General features: G+C 74.1%; 16 protein-coding genes. 14 read left to right on the plus strand and 2 right to left on the minus strand.

From position 1 onward, the window contains the following. Nucleotides 1-7 precede the first annotated feature (7 nt). The 12 genes from D1J63_RS01770 (at nucleotide 8) to catB (ending at nucleotide 11,982) form a co-directional block, all read left to right on the plus strand. Nucleotides 8-352 carry a gas vesicle protein gene (locus tag D1J63_RS01770; RefSeq protein WP_125627415.1) on the plus strand — a complete coding sequence of 115 codons (345 nt, stop codon included), beginning with the start codon at nucleotides 8-10 and terminating at the stop codon, nucleotides 350-352. Further along, nucleotides 349-1,194 carry a GvpL/GvpF family gas vesicle protein gene (locus D1J63_RS01775; protein ID WP_125627416.1) on the plus strand — a complete coding sequence of 282 codons (846 nt, stop codon included), beginning with the start codon at nucleotides 349-351 and terminating at the stop codon, nucleotides 1,192-1,194. The genes D1J63_RS01770 and D1J63_RS01775 overlap by 4 nt, the downstream gene beginning before the upstream one ends. Next, nucleotides 1,191-1,439: a gas vesicle protein gene (locus D1J63_RS01780; RefSeq protein WP_206209684.1), complete on the plus strand. Its 249-nt coding sequence runs from the start codon at nucleotides 1,191-1,193 to the stop codon at nucleotides 1,437-1,439. Before D1J63_RS01775 ends, D1J63_RS01780 begins: the two co-directional genes overlap by 4 nt. Beyond that, entirely contained in the window at nucleotides 1,436-1,756 is a 321-nt protein-coding gene (locus tag D1J63_RS01785; protein WP_125627417.1) for a gas vesicle protein K, read from the plus strand. Before D1J63_RS01780 ends, D1J63_RS01785 begins: the two co-directional genes overlap by 4 nt. Nucleotides 1,757-1,836: 80 nt before the next feature. Then, nucleotides 1,837-2,946 carry a substrate-binding domain-containing protein gene (locus D1J63_RS01790; RefSeq protein WP_125627418.1) on the plus strand — a complete coding sequence of 370 codons (1,110 nt, stop codon included), beginning with the start codon at nucleotides 1,837-1,839 and terminating at the stop codon, nucleotides 2,944-2,946. 125 nt (nucleotides 2,947-3,071) lie between these two features. After that, nucleotides 3,072-4,403: a sugar ABC transporter substrate-binding protein gene (locus tag D1J63_RS01795; protein ID WP_125627419.1), complete on the plus strand. Its 1,332-nt coding sequence runs from the start codon at nucleotides 3,072-3,074 to the stop codon at nucleotides 4,401-4,403. Nucleotides 4,404-4,429: 26 nt separating this feature from the next. Further along, nucleotides 4,430-5,416 (plus strand): sugar ABC transporter permease, encoded by a 987-nt coding sequence (locus tag D1J63_RS01800; protein ID WP_125627420.1) that lies wholly within the window; start codon nucleotides 4,430-4,432, stop codon nucleotides 5,414-5,416. Beyond that, a complete protein-coding gene (locus D1J63_RS01805; RefSeq protein WP_125627421.1) occupies nucleotides 5,413-6,276 on the plus strand; it encodes a carbohydrate ABC transporter permease in 864 nt (287 codons plus the stop codon). Before D1J63_RS01800 ends, D1J63_RS01805 begins: the two co-directional genes overlap by 4 nt. Then, entirely contained in the window at nucleotides 6,273-7,304 is a 1,032-nt protein-coding gene (locus tag D1J63_RS01810) for a hydroxyacid dehydrogenase (RefSeq protein WP_125627422.1), read from the plus strand. The genes D1J63_RS01805 and D1J63_RS01810 overlap by 4 nt, the downstream gene beginning before the upstream one ends. Continuing rightward, nucleotides 7,301-9,196, plus strand: coding sequence for a DUF2264 domain-containing protein (locus D1J63_RS01815; RefSeq protein ID WP_125627423.1), 1,896 nt, complete (start codon nucleotides 7,301-7,303; stop codon nucleotides 9,194-9,196). Before D1J63_RS01810 ends, D1J63_RS01815 begins: the two co-directional genes overlap by 4 nt. Before the next feature lie 142 nt (nucleotides 9,197-9,338). Beyond that, nucleotides 9,339-9,566 carry a hypothetical protein gene (locus tag D1J63_RS01820; protein WP_125627424.1) on the plus strand — a complete coding sequence of 76 codons (228 nt, stop codon included), beginning with the start codon at nucleotides 9,339-9,341 and terminating at the stop codon, nucleotides 9,564-9,566. Nucleotides 9,567-9,702: 136 nt separating this feature from the next. Next, nucleotides 9,703-11,982: a catalase CatB gene (catB, locus tag D1J63_RS01825; protein ID WP_125627425.1), complete on the plus strand. Its 2,280-nt coding sequence runs from the start codon at nucleotides 9,703-9,705 to the stop codon at nucleotides 11,980-11,982. A 54-nt stretch (nucleotides 11,983-12,036) separates the two neighbouring features. Here catB and D1J63_RS01830 read toward each other — a convergent pair whose 3' ends face one another. Next, the gene (locus D1J63_RS01830; protein ID WP_102927305.1) at nucleotides 12,037-12,918 is read right to left on the minus strand and encodes a YegS/Rv2252/BmrU family lipid kinase; all 882 of its coding nucleotides are present in this window, start codon (nucleotides 12,916-12,918) and stop codon (nucleotides 12,037-12,039) included. A 72-nt stretch (nucleotides 12,919-12,990) separates the two neighbouring features. Continuing rightward, the gene (locus D1J63_RS01835) at nucleotides 12,991-14,589 is read right to left on the minus strand and encodes an FAD-binding oxidoreductase (RefSeq protein WP_164712679.1); all 1,599 of its coding nucleotides are present in this window, start codon (nucleotides 14,587-14,589) and stop codon (nucleotides 12,991-12,993) included. Between the two features lie 71 nt (nucleotides 14,590-14,660). Here D1J63_RS01835 and D1J63_RS01840 point away from each other — a divergent pair, with 71 nt between their 5' ends. Beyond that, entirely contained in the window at nucleotides 14,661-15,278 is a 618-nt protein-coding gene (locus tag D1J63_RS01840) for a TetR/AcrR family transcriptional regulator (protein WP_125627426.1), read from the plus strand. After that, nucleotides 15,275-16,927, plus strand: coding sequence for a glycerol-3-phosphate dehydrogenase/oxidase (locus D1J63_RS01845; protein ID WP_241235497.1), 1,653 nt, complete (start codon nucleotides 15,275-15,277; stop codon nucleotides 16,925-16,927). Before D1J63_RS01840 ends, D1J63_RS01845 begins: the two co-directional genes overlap by 4 nt. Nucleotides 16,928-17,050: the final 123 nt, after the last annotated feature.

Below are 17,050 nucleotides of genomic sequence, written 5' to 3' on the forward strand. Positions count from 1 at the left end.
GTGCGCGGTGACCGACCTCGAACACCGTTACCCGGGCCCGGAGGCAGAGCCCTACGGGCCTCCCTCCGGCAGCCTCGCCGACCTCCTCGAACGCGTCCTCGACAAGGGGATCGTCATCGCCGGCGACATCAAGATCGACCTGCTCGACATCGAACTGCTGACGATCCGGCTGCGCTTGTTCATCGCCTCGGTGGACACCGCGAAGAAGGCCGGCATCGACTGGTGGGAGACCGACCCCGCACTGTCGTCCCGGGCCGCGCGGGACGCGCTCGCCGAGGAGAACGCGCGGCTGCGGGAACGCCTCGACGCCCTGGAGGGTGCCGCCGAGGAGACGACGGGAGCCGTGCGATGAGCACCACCGACGCCGGGCCGCAGGCTCCCGGCATCGTCTGCGCCTTCGCCGTCTCCCGCACCCCGCCGGACCCGGCCCTCCTGGCGGCGGCGAGGGGGCACGAGGAGGGCGGTCCGCTGCGCGTGGTGCGCGCGGGCGGCCTGTGCCTGGTCGTGCAGGACGTTCCCGCGGCCCTGTTCGACGAGGAGGCACTGACGGAGCGCCTCAACCGGCCCGGCGACCTGGAACGCTGCGCCCGCGCCCACCACCGGGGTGTCGAGGCGGCGGCGGCCGGGCGGGGCCCGGTCGTACCGCTGCCGATGGCGACCCTGTACCGCGGCGACCTGACCGCGGCGCGGGCCGTCACGGCCCGCCAGCCGGTGCTGGAGACGCTGCTCGACCGCCTGTGCGACCGTACGGAGTGGGCGGTGAAGGTGCACGCCGCCGAGGCCTCGCCCGAGCCCGCCGCGGACCCCGGGGCACGCACGGCTCCCGGCGGCGGTGGCCGCGCCTACCTCAGCAGAGTGAGCGCACGACGGCGGGACCGGCGGGGGGCCCACGAGAAGGCACTGGCCGAGGCGGAGGCCGTCGACGCCGAGTTGCGGCGGTACGCGGTCGCCGCGACACGGCACCGCCCGCAGAGCGAGCGGCTGACGGGCCGCCGGGCCCCGCAGCTCCTGAACATCGCCTACCTGGTGGACGACGCCCGGCGCGCCGACTTCACCGAGGCGCTGGCCCGGATCGCCGCCGACGGGAGGCGTCCGGCCGTACGGGTCGACGCCTCGGGCCCGTGGATCCCGTACTCCTTCGCCCGCTGGGACGAGGACCCGCAGGCCGGCCCGGAGCGGGAGGCCCGGCCATGACCGTCCCGGACTCCCGTACGCCGGGCCCGGCGCCCGTGCCCTGGGGCGGCGCGGAGCCGTACGCACCGGTCGGCGTGCCCCTGGTCGACCTGCTGGACCGGGTGCTGGCGACCGGCGTCGTGGTCAGCGGCGATCTGGTCCTGGCCGTCGCGGACGTGCCGCTGGTGCGGATCTCCCTGCACGCGCTGCTGTCGTCGGTGAACGAGCGGGTGCCCGCCCCCTGGCCGGACAGCGGGCCCTTGTGACCGCGCCCCGGGCCCGTGCCGCCCGTACCGCCCACGCCCTGGACCTGGACCCCGAGCGGGTCGGCAACGACCTGGCCGCACTGGTCCTCACCGTGGTGGAACTGCTGCGCCAGCTCATGGAACGCCAGGCCGTGCGCCGCTTCGACGAGGGGACGCTGAGCGCGGAGCAGGAGGACCGGCTCGGCACGGCGCTGATGCTGCTGGACGAGCGCATGGACGACCTGTGCGCCCAGCACGGCCTGAGCCGCTCCGACCTGAACCTCGACCTCGGCCCGCTGGGCCCCCTCCTCGCCGACCCGGATCCCCGGGGGTGGTGAAAGACCCGGGCACCCGGCGCGAGCGATCGTTATGATGACGCGGAATCGCTCAAACGAACATTCCCGGGTGGGGAGGCCTGATGCGGGAGCCGGTCGATCTCAGGCGCCAGCGGATACTGGCGGCGGTCCAGGCACGCGGTACCGCGCGGGTGCGCGACCTCGCCGACGAGTTGCAGGTCTCGGTGGTCACCGTGCGCCGCGACGTGGAGGAACTGACGCGGGAGGGGCGGCTGAGCCGCGGCCACGGGGTCGTGCGGTCGACGCTGCCCGACCGGGAGACGGCCGCCCCCGACCCGGCCCCGGCGGGCGGGGACCGGGTGGCCGTGGTGGTTCCCGTACGGCACTCGTACCTGACCGAGACCCTGCACGGGGCGCGCACGGTCCTGGAGCAGGCCGGGGTGCGCATGGCCCTGCACCTCGCGCCGCAGGCGTCCGGCGCCGAGCGCCCGCTGGTGGAACGGGCGCTGTCGGACGGCGCGGACGGACTGCTGATCGCCCCGCGGTGGCGCGGCCGGGCCCACGAGGAGGCCGACCACGAGTGGCTGGCCGGCATCGGGGTCCCGACGGTGCTGATGGAGCGCCGTCCCTGGCGCGGCAGCGCGCTGCACGCCCTGGACTCGGTCTGCTCGGACCACTGGTACGGCGCGCACCTGGCGGTGGAGCACCTGGTGGGGCTCGGTCACCGGCGCATCGTCTTCGCCACCCGGCACGACAGCCCCACCGCCCGCTCGCTGCGGGCCGCCTTCACCGGGATCGCCGGGGCGCATCCGCTGGTGGAGCAGTGGGCGTGGGCGCTGGTCGCGCCGGAGGCCGGGGCCGACGGGCCGTATACGGCGGACGAGACGGCGGAGTTGCCGGCGCTCATGCGCAAGGTGGGTGCGACCGCGATGGTGCTGCACGGCGACGTGGACGCGCTGATGGTCGTCCAGCGGCTCGCGGAGGAGGGGGTCCGGGTCCCGGAGGACTGCTCGGTGGTCGCGTACGACGATGTGGTGGCCGGTCTTGCCTCGCCCCCGCTGACGGCCGTGTCGCCGCCGAAGGCGGACGTCGGTCACGCGGCGGCGGAACTGCTGCTCCAGCGGCTGTCCGAGGCGCCCGGCAGCCGGCGGCCGGGCCGGCGGATCGAACTGCTGCCGCGGCTGATGGTGCGGGGGTCGACGGCCCGGCCGGTCGAACCCCTCGACGAATGAGCGTTTGAGCGTTTCATTTTCTTCTGATCGATCTATTGACCGTTTGGGTCGGGACGTTCAGGATTCCGGTGTCTCGAAGAGTCGCGTCCGCCCCCGCGCGGACCCGCAGGAGCCGCGGAGGCGCCATGCCCGGACGACCCAGCCGTCGCTCCGTGCTCGCCGCGATGACCGCCCTCCCCCTGACAGGAGCCGTGAGCGCCTGCAGCGGGGGGACCGGCGCATCGTCGGCCCGCACGGGCAGCACCACCCGCATCACCTTCTGGTCCGCCCTGCGCGGCAGCCAGGAAGTGGTCGACGCGTTCAACCGGACCCACCGGAACGTCCAGGTGGAGTTCCAGCAGATCCCCTCCGGCGGGCAGGGCGGCTACGCCAAGCTCAGCAACGCCGCACGGGCGGGCAACGCGCCCGACGTCGCCACCCTCGAGTATCCGCAGGTACCGGGGTTCGCCGTCGACGGCGTCGCCCGCGACATCACCGACCTGGTCAGTGACGGTCTGCGCCGCAAACTGCTGCCGCAGGCGCTCGGCCTGACCACCTTCGAGCGCCGGGTGTTCGCCGTGCCGCTGGACGTCGAACCCATGGTGATGCACTACCGCGCCGACCTGTTCGACCACTACGGGCTCCGAGTCGCCCGGACCTGGGACGAGTTCGCCGAGCAGGCCGCGACCGTGCGCCGCAGGGCTGCCGACCGCCGGCTGGTGCTCTTCCCGACCGACGGGATGACGCAGTTCGCCTGCTACGCCTGGCAGGCGGGCGCCCAGTGGTTCGACACCTCGAAGGGTGCGTGGAACGTCTCCCTGGCCGACGCGCCCTCCCGGCGGGTCGCGGAGTACTGGCAGGGGCTGATCGACCGGGACGACGTCTTCATGAACGCCGTCGAGAGCAGGCAGTCCGACGCGCAGATCGGCAACGGACTGGTCCTCACCCGGCTCACCGGCGCCTGGGACGCCGGTGCCCAGATGAACGCGCGTCCCGGGCAGAAGGGCCAGTGGCGGATCGCCCCCATGCCCCAGTGGGACACCGCCGCCCCCGCGACCGGTACGCACGGCGGCTCGACCTTCGCGGTCACCGAGGACAGCAAACACCCCGAGGCCGCGATGGAGTTCATCGAGTGGCAGGTCTCCCACCCCGACGCCCTGCGCGCCCGGCTCTCCAGCGGCACCAGCAGCCAGTACCCGGCCGCCCCCGGCCTGGTCGCGGTGGGCCGCGACGCCTTCGACCGCTCGTACTACGGCGGCCAGGACATCTACAGCCTGTTCGAGCAGGAGGCCGAGAAGATCGGCGACCAGTGGCTGTGGGGCCCGCGGATGAGCGCCACCCAGAAGGTCATGCAGGACTCCTTCGCCCGGGTCAGCGGTGGCCAGGGCAGCCTCGTCGAGTCGCTGCGCACCGCGCAGGAGGGCACCATGCCCGACCTCAGGGCCCTCGGCCTGTCCACCACCCAGCACAGCACCTGAGCCGACGAAAGGCAGGTGACACACCCATGACCACGACCACCCACGCACGGGTGCCGGCCGGCGCCGCCCGCGCCGCCTCCCCGGCGCCCTCGGACTCGGGCCTGCGGGCCCGCAGAGCGGCCAAGCGCCGCCAACTGACCGCCGCCGGCGTCCTCATGACGCCGTTCTTCGCCCTGCTGGTCACCGTCTTCCTGATTCCGGTCGGCACCGCCGTCTACCTCAGCTTCTTCAGCGACGACCAGCCCGGCCTCGGCTTCGGTCCCGAGCGCACGGTCTTCGTCGGACTGCGCTCCTACGCGGCCGTGCTCACCGACCCCACCTTCCTCGGCGGCCTCGGCACGGTCGCCCTGTACTGCCTCATCTACATCCCGCTGATGGTCGTCGGCGCACTCGCCCTCGCCCTGCTGCTCGACTCCGGCGTGGTCCGGCTGCGCGCCTTCGCCCAGCTCGGCCTGTTCCTGCCGCACGCGGTGCCCGGCATCATCGCCGCGCTGATCTGGCTGTACCTGTACACGCCCGGCATCAGCCCGGTCATCGAGCTGTTCGCGCAGGGCGACATCACGATCGACTTCCTGGGCGTGCACACGGTGATCCCGTCCATCGTGAACATCGCCCTGTGGAGCAACCTCGGCTACAACATGGTGGTCTTCTACGCCGCCCTCCAGGCCGTGCCGCGCGAGGTGATCGAGGCGTCGGTCGTCGACGGCGCGGGGCCGGTGCGCACGGCGCTCCAGGTCAAGACGCCGCTGGTGCGGGCGTCCATCGTGATGGTCTCGATCTTCACCCTGATCTGGGCGCTCCAGCTCTTCACCGAGCCGATGCTGCTCAGCCAGTCCTCCCCGATGATCAACTCGCGGTTCTCGCCCAGCATGTACATCTACGACGCGGCCTTCACCCGCAACAACTACAGCCTCGCGGCGGCCGCCTCGGTGGTCCTGCTGGTGTGCACCATCGCCCTGTCCTACGGCGTCACCCGCTTCACCAGCCGCGCCGACTCCGAGGAGGCCCGATGAGCGCCGCCGACAGTTCCCTGCTCCGCCCGAGGCTGCTGGGCCGCGCCACCGTCAACGTGGTCGTCGCCGTCTCCGTCCTCTACACGTTGCTGCCGGTGCTCTGGCTGGTACTGGCCTCGGCCAAGAACCGCGACGCGCTCTTCAGCAGCGACCTGCTCTCCCTGAGCGACTTCTCCTTCCTGCAGAACATGAAGGACCTGTTCGCCATGGACGGCGGACTGTACGGCCGCTGGTACGTCAACAGCCTGCTGTACGCGGTTCTCGGCGCGGCCGTCGGCGCGCTGGTGAGCGTGGCCTGCGGCTACGCCTTCGACAAGTACCGCTTCCGGCACAAGGAGAAGCTGTTCGGCCTGGTCCTCGCGGCGGTGATGGTGCCGCAGACGGTGCTCGCGCTGCCGCTGTACCTGATGGCCTCCGAGGCCGGCCTGGTCAACACCTTCTGGGCGGTCTTCATCCCGGTGCTGTTCAATCCGTTCGGTGTCTACCTCGGCCGGATCTTCGCGCGGGGCTATGTGCCCGACGAGGTGCTGGAGGCGGCGCGCGTGGACGGGGCCGGAGAGCTGACCACCTACGCCCGGGTGGCGCTCAGGATGCTCGGGCCCGGTCTGATCACCGTCTTCCTCTTCCAGCTGACCGCGATCTGGAACAACTTCTTCCTGCCCATGGTGATGCTGTCCGACCAGGACCTGTATCCCGTCAGTCTCGGCCTGTACCAGTGGAACAGCTCGGCGTCCGTGTCGCCCGAGTACTACCCCGTGGTCATCATGGGCTCGCTGCTCGCCGTGCTGCCGCTCATCCTCGCCTTCGTGCTGCTCCAGCGATTCTGGCGCAGCGGCCTGACCGCCGGAGCCGTCAAGTGACCGTGCACGACCCCGGACCCGGCCACCGGCCCCGTGCCGCCGTGGCCATGTCCCCGGACGCCGCCTCGGCCGTCCTCGACCCCCAGTCCCTGGCCGGCTTCCGCCGGGTCTGCGACCTCGCGCCGTTCCCGGTGCTCGACGACCTGACCACGGCACGGGCGAGATCCGTACTGGCCGACGTGGAGCTGCTGATCACCGGGTGGGGCTGTCCGCCGCTGGACGAGGAGGTGCTGCGGGCGGCGCCCCGGCTGCGGGCCGTGGTGCACACGGCGGGCAGCGTCCGCGGGCACGTCACGGACGCCTGCTGGGAACGGGGCGTCGAGGTCTCCTCGGCCGCCGCGGCCAACGCGCTGCCGGTGGCCGAGTACACCCTCGGCATGATCCTGCTGACCGGCAAGCGGGTGTTGGAGCGGGCCCGCGACTTCCGGGTCTCCCGCACCCGCGGCAACTGGCTGCGCACCCCGCGCGGCGTCGGCAACTACCGGCGCACGGTCGGCATCCTGTCGGCCTCGCTGATCGGCCGCCGGGTCGTCGAACTGCTGCGGCCGCACGACGTGGAGGTCCTGCTGCACGACCCCTACGTCGGCGACGCGGAGGCCGCCGAGCTGGGCGTCGAGAACGTGGCGCTGCCCGAGCTGTTCGCGCGCTGCGACACCGTCAGTGTGCACACGCCGCTGCTGCCTCAGACCCGGCACCTGGTCGGCCGTTCGCTGATCGACGCGATGCCGTCCGACGCGGTGCTGATCAACACCTCCCGGGGCGCGGTGATCGACCAGGACGCGCTCACCGAGGCCGTACTCGCGGGCCGCGTCCGGGCCGTCCTGGACGTCACCGACCCCGAGGTGCTCGCGCCGGACCACCCGCTGTGGGACTGCGAGCACGCCCTGATCACCCCGCACCTCGCCGGCTCCGAGGGCAACGAATGGCGCCGTCTCGCCGAACTCGCCCTCGCCGAGACCACCCGCTGGGCCTCCGGTTCCGGCTTCCTCCATCCCGTACGACGCGAAAGGCTGGCGTTCCTGGCATGAGCATCCCGTTCGAACTGCCCACCGAGGACCGTGCGTCGAGCCCGTACACCGGTTACACCCGCGCCCACTGGGAGGCCGTCGCGGACGGGCTGCTGTGGGCCGGGTGGCGCTGGAGCACCCCGGGCCGCGCCCTGCTCGACCTGCCGGGACGGCCCTCGCGCTCGGGGGTGCGCTCCGACGGTCTGGAGGGCTTCGCGCGGACCTTCCTCGCGGCGGGCTTCCGCGTCGCCGGCGCGGGCGGCGCGGACCCGCACGGCTGGCTGGACCGCTACGCGGAGGGTCTCGCCTCGGGCACCCGCACCCCCGGCCGCGACGACACCGAGTCCTGGCCGCTGATCCTCGACCACGACGTGCAGGGCCAGCCCATGGTCGAGTCCGCCTCGGTGGCGCTCGGGCTGCGGCTGACCGCGCCGTGGCTGTGGAAGAACCTCGACTCCGGCGTCCAGGACCGGGTGGAGGAGTGGCTGCGCGGTGCGCTGCGGCACGTGCCGGCGCCGAACAACTGGTACCTGTTCCCGTACATGGTCGCCGGATTCCTGGAGTCGGTCGGCCGCGGCGACGCGGAGACGGCCGCGGCCCGGGGCCGGGCGCTGGAGTTGATGGAGGGCTGGTACCGGGGCGAGGGCTGGTACGCCGACGGGGACGGGCGCGCCTTCGACCACTACAACGGCTGGGCGCTGCACCTCTACCCGGTGCTCGACGCCCACCTCGGCGGCGACAGCGGCGCCCTCGCCCGGTACGGCGAGCGGCTGCGCGTCCATCTCGACGGCTTCGCCCTGATGTTCGGGGCCGACGGCGCTCCGCTGCACTTCGGCCGCTCCCTCACCTACCGCTTCGCCGCGTCGTCGGCCGTGGCCCTGGGCGCGCTGACCGGGCACACCCCGCTGACGCCGGGTGCCTCGCGGCGGCTGGTGAGCGGCAACCTGCGGTACTTCGTGGACCGCGGGGCGCTGACGGACGAGGGGCTGCTGAGCCTGGGCTGGCACGGCCCGCACGAGGCGACCCTCCAGGAGTACTCGGGCCCGGCCTCCCCGTACTGGGCGTCGAAGGCGTTCGTGTCGCTCCTCGCCCCGGCGGACCACCCGCTGTGGACGGCGACGGAGGAGCCCGCGCCGGTCGAGGAGGCCGACCGGGTGCTGGCGCTGACGGCACCCGGGCTGCTGGTGCAGGCGACCCGCGGCGACGGGATCGTACGGCTGCACAACCACGGCAGCGATCATGTGCGCCCGCACGAGGGCGAGTCGGCGGCCGAGGACGACCCGTACTACGGCCGGCAGGCCTATTCGACCCGGACCGGTCCCACGGCCCGCGAGAACGTGGCGGACAACCACCTGTCGGTCGAGGTGAACGGCCGGTCCAGTGTGCGGCGCCGGGTCCACGCGCTGGGGGCGGGAGGCGGCGACGGCTGGGGCTGGGCGGCGTCCTGGCACCGGCCCGTCTTCGTGGCCGGGCCGCCGATGGTGCCGGGGCTGCGGGTGGAGAGCGTGACGGTGGCCCGGGGGCCGTACGAGCTGCGGGTGCACCGGGTGGTCGGGGCGCCGGCCGGGGCCCGGGTCACGCACACCGGGTGGGCCACCGGCCCCGAGGAGCCCCTGTCCTCCGCGCTGCACGGACTCTACGGCTGGGAGCCGGAGGCGGAGACCGTGCGCGCCCCGCAGGGCACCGCGTTCGTGCCGTGGGCGGAGCTGCCCCGGCTGTCCGGCGCGGCGGGCGGCACCTCCGTGCACGTCAGCCTGGCCGCGCTGACCGGCGAACCGGTGCACGTCCCGGTGGCCGACGCGGTCGCGCGGGTGGTGCCCGGCGAGGACGGCGTGGAGGTGGTCTGGGCGGCCGACGCCGCCCGCACCCGGGTGTCGTTCGGACCGGTGGGGGTGACCCACACGGAGGGCTAGTCCGTACGGCACCTCCGGGGCTCCGACCGCGGCCGCGGTCGGAGCCCTCCGCGTGTCCGCTCCCCCGCACGCACGCCCCCGGTGGCGCGCCGGGGGCGGGACGGTGACGCTGGAACGGCACCCGTGAGAAGGAGCCGTCTCCATGCGCAAGTCGTCATGCACCGTGGTCGCGGCCGTGGCCCTGTGGATCCTGTGCGCCGCCGGAGCGGAGGCCGCGGAGCCCGGCGCCCCGGTCCTTTTGGGAGAGGTGACGGCGACCGAGTGCATCGAGGGCGGCGGAGTGATCATCATCTCGGCGGCCGGGGACGGGACGGGGTCCTTCACGACGCTCTGCCGGGGCGGCATCCACGACGGACAGACCGTCACCTGAGCCCAACCGCCTCCGTTCCTCGCGCCCATGCCTTGAGTCCCTAACGCTGGGTACGCGGTCACGGCCCACCACGGCAGTCGGTACCCGAACACGACCGGGCGCGTGCAGCGGCCCGCCCAGAAACGGAGAAAGGCCGATGAGCGAGGCCAACCCCCTCAAGCGAGCAGCCCGCAAGGTGACCGAGGGCCTGCACGGCGAGGCCGGCGGGCCGCCGGACGGGATTCCCGGCAGGCCGGGCCCCCAGTCGCCTCCCGTCGCCGAACCCACCGAGCCCCGTGAACCGCTGCCCCCGAAGCCGGACCAGACCGGCCCGGACACCGTGTCGCCGACCGGGCAGCCCACGGGTGCGGACCAGGCGCGGGTGGCACAGTCCGGCAGCTACCTGACGGACGCCCAGGGGACGCGCCTGTACGACACCGACCACTCGCTGAAGGCCGGGCCACGCGGTCCCGTGCTGCTGCAGGACCACCATCTGCGCGAGAAGGTCATGCACTTCGACCACGAGCGCATCCCGGAGCGCGTGGTCCACGCCCGGGGCGCGGGTGCGCACGGGGTGTTCCAGAGCTACGGCACGGCGGCCTCGGTGACCAAGGCCGGGTTCCTGGCCGCCGACGTGGAGACGCCGGTGTTCACGCGCTTCTCCACGGTGGTCGGCTCGCGCGGGTCGTCGGACACCGTGCGGGACACCCGCGGGTTCGCGACGAAGTTCTACACCAGTGAGGGCGTCTTCGACCTGGTCGGCAACAACATCCCGGTCTTCTTCATCCAGGACGCCATCAAGTTCCCCGACGTGGTGCACGCGGCGAAGCCGCATCCGGACCGGGAGATCCCGCAGGCGCAGAGCGCCCACGACACCTTCTGGGACTTCGTCTCGCTGCACACCGAGGCGACGAACCACACCATCTTCTTCATGGGCGACCGGGGCATCCCGCGCTCCTACCGGATGATGGAGGGCTTCGGCGTCCACACCTTCCGGCTGGTGAACGCCGAGGGCGCCACGACGCTGGTGAAGTTCCACTGGAAGCCCAAGCTGGGCGTGCACTCGCTGGTCTGGGACGAGGCGCAGATCATCAACGGCGTCGACCCCGACTTCCACCGCCGGGACCTCGCGGACGCCATCGAGGCGGGCGCGTACCCGCAGTGGGAGCTGGGCATCCAGACCTTCCCGGACACCCCGGAGCAGACCTTCGAGGGCATCGACCTGCTGGACCCGACCAACTTCGTGCCCGAGGAGCTGGCGCCGGTGCAGCCGGTCGGTCTGCTGACCCTGAACCGCAACCCGTCCAACTTCTTCGCCGAGACCGAGCAGGTCGCCTTCCACGTCGGGCACCTGGTGCCGGGCATCGACATCACCGACGACCCGTTGCTCGCGGGGCGGCTGTTCTCGTACCTGGACACCCAGATCACGCGTCTGGGCGGTCCCAACTTCCCGCAGCTGCCGATCAACCGGCCGCAGGCGCCGGTCAACGACATGCTGCGCGACGGCATGCACCAGAGCGCCGTGCACCGGGGCGTGGCGCCCTACCGGCCCAACTCCCTCGACGGCGGCTGCCCGTTCACCGCGGGGGCGGACACGAACGCGTTCATCGAGGCTCCGGTGCGGGTGCCGGAGGGGAGGAAGGCCCGCGAGGCCCCCGAGTCGTTCTCGGACCACTTCAGCCAGCCGCGCCGGTTCTGGCTGAGCATGAGCCCGGTGGAGCGCGAGCACATCATCGGCGCCTACACCTTCGAGCTGGGCAAGTGCTACGAGCAGGCGATCCGGGTGCGGACCCTGCAGGTCCTGGCCAACATCGACCCCGAGCTGTGCGCGGGTGTCGCCGAGGGCCTCGGACTGCCCGCCCCGGAGCCGACCGTGCCGCCGGCCGACGTCGAGCCCAGTCCGGCGCTGTCCCAGGTCGGCGGGACCTGGCCGCTGGACGGCAGGGTCGTCGGCATCGTGACCGGCGGGGCGGACCTGGAGGGCGTGGCGGCCGTGCGGGAGGCGGTGCTGAACGCCGGGATGGTGCCGCTGGTCGTGGCGCCGACCGGTGGCACCCTCGGCTCCGGCGACGCCGCGCTGACCGTGCAGCGCAGCTATGTCACCGCGCGGTCGGTCGAGTTCGACGCCGTACTGGTCGCGGGGACGCCCGACATGGGCGGCGACGCCTACACCCCGCGCGACTACAAGGCGGGCCCGGCGCCCGCGGGTCCCGGGACGGTCGACCCGCGGGTGAGCCTGCTGCTGTCGGAGGCGTTCCGACACGGCAAGGCGATCGGGGTCTGGGCCGGCGGGACACCGGCGCTGGAGGCTTCCGGTGTGCCCACCGACGCACCGGGGGTGATCGTCGCCGACTCCGGCACCGCCGCGCTGGAGCAGGTCACGGGGCTGATGGGCTCGCACCGGGTGTGGGAACGCTTCACCACGCCGCGGGGCTGATCCACCGGGCCGTGGGGCCGGGCACCGGCGTCGGTGCCCGGCCCCCTGGTGTGTTCAGCACAGGACGCGCAGTGCGCCGGGCAGCACCCTGGCCGTGACGGGCACGACGGCCTCGACCTCGCCGTCGGCGCCGTAGGGTATCGCCCGGTTCGCCTCGATGCGGACCTCCCGGCCGCGCAGGACGTGCACCTGGGGCCGGTGCACGTGGGCGCCCGTCGCCAGTTCGTTCATCAGGGCGAAGAACAGCCGCCGCGGCGCCTGGTGGATCATCACCACGTCGAGCAGGCCGTCGTCCACGCGGGCCGAGGGGGCGATGAGGCGGTTGAAGCCGTAGTAGCCGGAGTTGGCGGCGACCACCGTGTAGCCGGTGAAGGCGTGCTCCTCGCCGTCGACCGTGACGCGGTAGCGCGTCGCGCGCCAGCCCGCCACGGCCCGGACCGCCCCCGCGTAGTAGGAGGCGGCACCGCGCAGCAGGCGTGTGGTGTTGGCGTGCCGGTTGGCCAGCGCGTCGACACCGGCGTACACGCTGCCGAGGACGACGGTGCGGTCGTGGACGGCGGAGGTGACCTCGACGGTGTCGACGGGCCGCGGGTCGCCGTGCAGCAGCACCTCGGCCAGCCGGGCCGGCTCGGTGGGCAGCTTCAGGGCGCGGGCGAAGTCGTTGCCGCGTCCGGCCGGGACCAGGCCGAGCACGGCGCCGGTGCCGCTGAGGGCGCCGCCGATCCCGCCCGCCATGCCGTCGCCGCCGACGGCGAGCACCACCCGCCCCGACGCTCCGGCCCGCCGGGCGAGTTCGCGGGCGTGGGCGAGGCTGTGGCTGTACTCGGTCTCCAGCTCCGCCCCGGCCTCCCGCAGCAGCCGGGCCACCCCGAGCAGCGCGGCGGCCGAGGTGGCGCCGCCCGCGGTGGGGTTGACGACGGCGGTGAACTGTCGCATCGGTGTGCCTCCGGGCTGACGGGTGGTGCCGGACTGTTGTCTCACGGGGTCGGGGCGCTCGGTCGGGCGGGGTCAGTCCGCGGGCAGCAGGACGCCCGGGCTGAGCAGTCCGGCGGGGTCCAGGCTCCGCTTGACCGCGCGCAGCGCCTCGACGCCGAGGGGGCCGGCCTCCCGGACGTACCAGTCGCGGTGGTCGGTGCCGACCGCGTGGTGGTGGGTGATGGTGCCGCCGGCGGCGAGGATCGCCTCGTTGGCGGCGTGCTTGGCGCGGGTCCAGTGCGCCACGGCGTCCTCGCCCTGGGCGGAGACGACCGTGAAGTACAGGGAGGCGCCGTTCTCGTAGACGTGCGAGATGTGGCACATGACCAGGGGCGGGGTGCCGGCCTCGGTGAGGGTGCCGGTGAGCGCCTCGCGGACGCCGGCGTAGAGGGCGGGGAGGCGGGACCAGTAGGCCGCCGTCTCCAGGGTTTCGGCGAGCGCGCCGGCGTCGAGCAGCGAGTCGCGCAGGTACGGCGCCGAGTAGCGGCCGTGGGCCCAGCGCTCCCCCGGTTCGTCACCGGCGAAGGTGCCGCCGCTCTCGCGCAGGACGGCGGCGGCGCCCTCGCGGCGGTGGGCGGTGTCCTCCTCGGTGCCCTCGAAACCGACGACCGCGAGGCAGCCGGCGTCCCCCTGCTGCAGTGAGGCTCCGATGGCGTCGGGCTGGGCGAGGCCGATCAGGGTCTCGGTCTCGTCGGACAGCCGCAGCACCGTGGGCCGGGGGCCGTCCTGGGCGAGCCGGCGCAGGGCCGCGGCCCCCTCGTCGAAGGAGGCGAAGCGCCAGCCCTCGTAGCGGCGGACCTTCGGCACGGGCCGCACCCGCACGGTGACGGCGGTGATGACGCCGAAGGCGCCCTCCGAGCCCAGGACGAGCTGACGCAGGTCGGGTCCGGCGGCCGAGCGCGGGGCGCGGCCCGTGTCGAGGGTGCCCGAAGGGGTGGCGAGGGTGAGGCCGAGGACCATCTCGTCGAAGCGTCCGTAGCCGGCGGAGGCCTGTCCGCTGGAGCGGGTCGCGGCGAAGCCGCCGACGGTGGCCCACTCGTAGGACTGCGGGAAGTGGCCGAGGGTGTATCCGTGCTCGGCGAGCAGCGCCTCGGCCTCGGGGGCGCGCAGGCCGGGCTGGAGGGTGGCGGTGCGGGAGACCTCGTCGAGGTCGAGCAGGCGGTTCATGCGGCGCAGGTCGAGGGCGACGAACGCGCCGCCGTGTCCGGGGGCGAGCCCTCCGACGACGGATGTGCCGCCGCCGAACGGAACGAGGGCCAGCCCGTGTTCCGCGCAGGCGGCCAGCACGGCGAGGACCTCGTCGTGGCCGTCCGGGAGGACGACGGCGGCCGGGGTGTCGGCTGTGTCGCCGGCCCGCATCCGCAGCAGGTCGGCGGTGGACTTCCCGCGGGTGTGCCGGATGCGGCTCTCCGCGTCCGTGCGCACGTCGTCCGCGCGGCCGCCGACGGCCGTCTCCAGCGCACGCCGGGCATCCTCGCCCAGCGGCGAGACGGGTACGGCGATCTCCGCCAGCGGGAGCACGGGGGCCTCTCGGCGTGTGACGCCGAGCAGTTCGCGCAGCAGTCCGGTCACCGTGTCGGGCAGCGGCGTCGCCCTGGCCGGATCGCCCCAGCCGTTCCACAGCATGTCCATTGCCTGTCGTCCTCACGGTCGTTTCGGGGGATGCCGTCCGCACCGCCCCGCCGGGCGTTACACTGTGACACATGACGCCCAACCGTCACAACCATGCGAGCAGGCAGACCCCCGCGGACAACGACACGGTGCTGGACGCCGTGCGCGACTGCGTGATGGCCGTCGGGGTGCGCCGTACGACGATGACCGACGTCGCCCGCCGCGCCGGCGTCTCCCGGATGACGCTGTACCGGCGCTGGCCGGACGTGCGGTCGCTGGTCGGCGACCTGATGACCCGCGAGTGGATCGCGGTGGCCACGGGCGCGATCCCCGGGCCCGGGGAGAACACCGGCACCCGCTCGCGCATCGTCGACGGCCTGGTGGCCGGGGTGGAGGCGTTCCGCGCCCACCCCCTCTTCCGCAAGATCGTCGACGTCGACCCCGAACTGCTCCTGCCCTACGTCCTCGACCGGCGCGGAGCCAGCCAGGAGGCGCTCCTGGCACTGCTGGCCGAGGCGCTCGAGGAGGGCCACGCCGACGGGTCGGTGCGCACGGTGCACACCGGCCGACAGGCACGGTCGGTGCTGCTGGTCGTCCAGTCCTACGCCCTGTCGCTGCGGACGATGACCGACGAGGACGACGCCGAGCTGGCCCCGGCGGCCCTCCTCGCGGAGCTGCGCACCATCCTGGAGAGGACCCTCACGCCATGAGCAACGCCGACCGCCCCGCCGCCGGGGCCTCCCTGTCCGCCGCACGACGCTCGCGCGAGGTGGCCGACACCGTCGGCGGTCCCGTCGTGGACGTCCTCGTCGTCGGGCTCGGCGCGACCGGCGCGGGCGCCGCCCTGGACGCCGCCGCCCGGGGCCTGAGCGTCGCCGCCCTGGACGCCCACGACCTGGCCTTCGGCACCTCCCGCTGGAGCTCCAAGCTCATCCACGGCGGTCTGCGCTACCTCGCCTCCGCACAGCTGGACGTCGCCCACGAGAGCGCGGTGGAACGCGGGGTGCTGATGGAGCGCACGGCACCCCACCTGGTGCGCGCCCAGCCCTTCGTCCTGCCGCTCACCCCGCTCGTCTCCCGCCGCCAGGCCGCCCTGGCGTGGGCGGGTTTCCGGGCCGGCGACACCCTGCGGCTCGCGGCGCGCACCGCGCGGGCCACGCTGCCCGCGCCGCGGCGCCTGTCCGCCGTGGAGACCCGCCACCTCGCCCCGGCGCTGCGCTCCGACCGGCTGCGCGGCGGCCTGCTCTCCTGGGACGGCCGGCTCACCGACGACGCCCGGCTGGTGACGGCGCTGGCCCGGACCGCGGCGGCCCGCGGAGCCCGGATCCTGACCCGGGTCAGGGCCCTGGAGCTGACCGGGTCCGGAGCCCGCGTGCGCGACGAGCTGACCGGCGAGGAGGGGGTGATACGGGCCCGCGCGGTGGTCAACGCGTCCGGGGTGTGGGCCGGCGACCTCGTGGACGGCATCCGGATCCGCCCCTCCCGCGGCACCCACCTCGTCCTGCGCTCCGAGCACCTCGGCACGCTCCCGGCCGGCCTGCACGTGCCGATCCCCGGCGAGACCAACCGCTTCGTCCTCGTGCTGCCCCAGGACGACGGCCGCGTCTACGTCGGCCTCACCGACGAGCCCGTGGACGGGGACGTCCCGGACGTGCCCGACGTGCCCGAGACCGACGTCGGCTTCCTGCTCGACGTGCTCGGTTCGGTGCTGGAGGTGCCGGTCCACCGCGAGGACGTGGTCGGCGCCTTCGCGGGGCTGCGCCCGCTGCTCGACACCACGTCGTCGGACCGGCCCGGCGCCGGGCCCCGCACGGCGGACGTGTCCCGCCGGCACGCCGTGCTCACCTCGTCCGAGGGCGTGGTCACCGTGGTCGGCGGCAAGCTCACCACCTACCGGCGGATGGCCGAGGACGCCGTGGACGCCGCCGTCGCCGCCCGGGGCCTCGCCGCCGGACCGTCCCCCACCGCCGCGCTGCCCCTGGTCGGCGCCGCCGCCCCGCACGCCCTGGCCCGGGTCGGGGCGCCGCGCCGCCTGGTGCGGCACTACGGCACCGAGGCGCCGGCGGTGCAGGCCCTCGCCGACCGCGATCCCCGCCTCGCCGAGCGTGTGCTGCCGGGCCACCCCGTCACCGGGGCGGAACTGGTGTGGGCGCTGCGTCACGAGGGCGCCCTCGACGCGGCCGACTTGCTCGACCGGCGCACCCGCATCGGCGTGGTCCCCGAGGACCGCGCGGCGGCCCTGGACACGGTGCGCGATCTCGTCGCCGAGACCGGCGGGACGAGCGGGACCGACGGCACCGGCGGGACGAGCGGCGGGGCAGCCGGCGGCATCGACGAGGCCGCAGCGGACCGGGGCTGAGACCGGCCGAGGCCCGGCCCGTACGCAGCTGCGGCATCGGCGGGACCAGCGGCGGGGCCAGCCGCATCGACGAGGCCGCAGCGGACCCGGGCCGAGACCGACCGCGGCCCCCGGCCCGTACGG

The organism is Streptomyces sp. KPB2 (assembly GCF_003950055.1).
GTDB classification, from domain to species: domain Bacteria; phylum Actinomycetota; class Actinomycetes; order Streptomycetales; family Streptomycetaceae; genus Streptomyces; species Streptomyces salinarius.

Excerpts from the sequence above, each read along its gene's own strand:
- D1J63_RS01775 (WP_125627416.1), top strand. The coding sequence starts at position 349 with ATGAGCACCACCGACGCCGGGCCGCAGGCTCCCGGCATCGTCTGCGCC.
- D1J63_RS01780 (WP_206209684.1), top strand. The coding sequence starts at position 1,191 with ATGACCGTCCCGGACTCCCGTACGCCGGGCCCGGCGCCCGTGCCCTGG.
- D1J63_RS01790 (WP_125627418.1), top strand. The coding sequence starts at position 1,837 with ATGCGGGAGCCGGTCGATCTCAGGCGCCAGCGGATACTGGCGGCGGTC.
- D1J63_RS01795 (WP_125627419.1), top strand. The coding sequence starts at position 3,072 with ATGCCCGGACGACCCAGCCGTCGCTCCGTGCTCGCCGCGATGACCGCC.
- D1J63_RS01800 (WP_125627420.1), top strand. The coding sequence starts at position 4,430 with ATGACCACGACCACCCACGCACGGGTGCCGGCCGGCGCCGCCCGCGCC.
- D1J63_RS01805 (WP_125627421.1), top strand. The coding sequence starts at position 5,413 with ATGAGCGCCGCCGACAGTTCCCTGCTCCGCCCGAGGCTGCTGGGCCGC.
- D1J63_RS01815 (WP_125627423.1), top strand. The coding sequence starts at position 7,301 with ATGAGCATCCCGTTCGAACTGCCCACCGAGGACCGTGCGTCGAGCCCG.
- D1J63_RS01820 (WP_125627424.1), top strand. The coding sequence starts at position 9,339 with ATGCGCAAGTCGTCATGCACCGTGGTCGCGGCCGTGGCCCTGTGGATC.
- catB (WP_125627425.1), top strand. The coding sequence starts at position 9,703 with ATGAGCGAGGCCAACCCCCTCAAGCGAGCAGCCCGCAAGGTGACCGAG.
- D1J63_RS01830 (WP_102927305.1), bottom strand. The coding sequence starts at position 12,918 with ATGCGACAGTTCACCGCCGTCGTCAACCCCACCGCGGGCGGCGCCACC.
- D1J63_RS01835 (WP_164712679.1), bottom strand. The coding sequence starts at position 14,589 with ATGGACATGCTGTGGAACGGCTGGGGCGATCCGGCCAGGGCGACGCCG.
- D1J63_RS01840 (WP_125627426.1), top strand. The coding sequence starts at position 14,661 with ATGACGCCCAACCGTCACAACCATGCGAGCAGGCAGACCCCCGCGGAC.
- D1J63_RS01845 (WP_241235497.1), top strand. The coding sequence starts at position 15,275 with ATGAGCAACGCCGACCGCCCCGCCGCCGGGGCCTCCCTGTCCGCCGCA.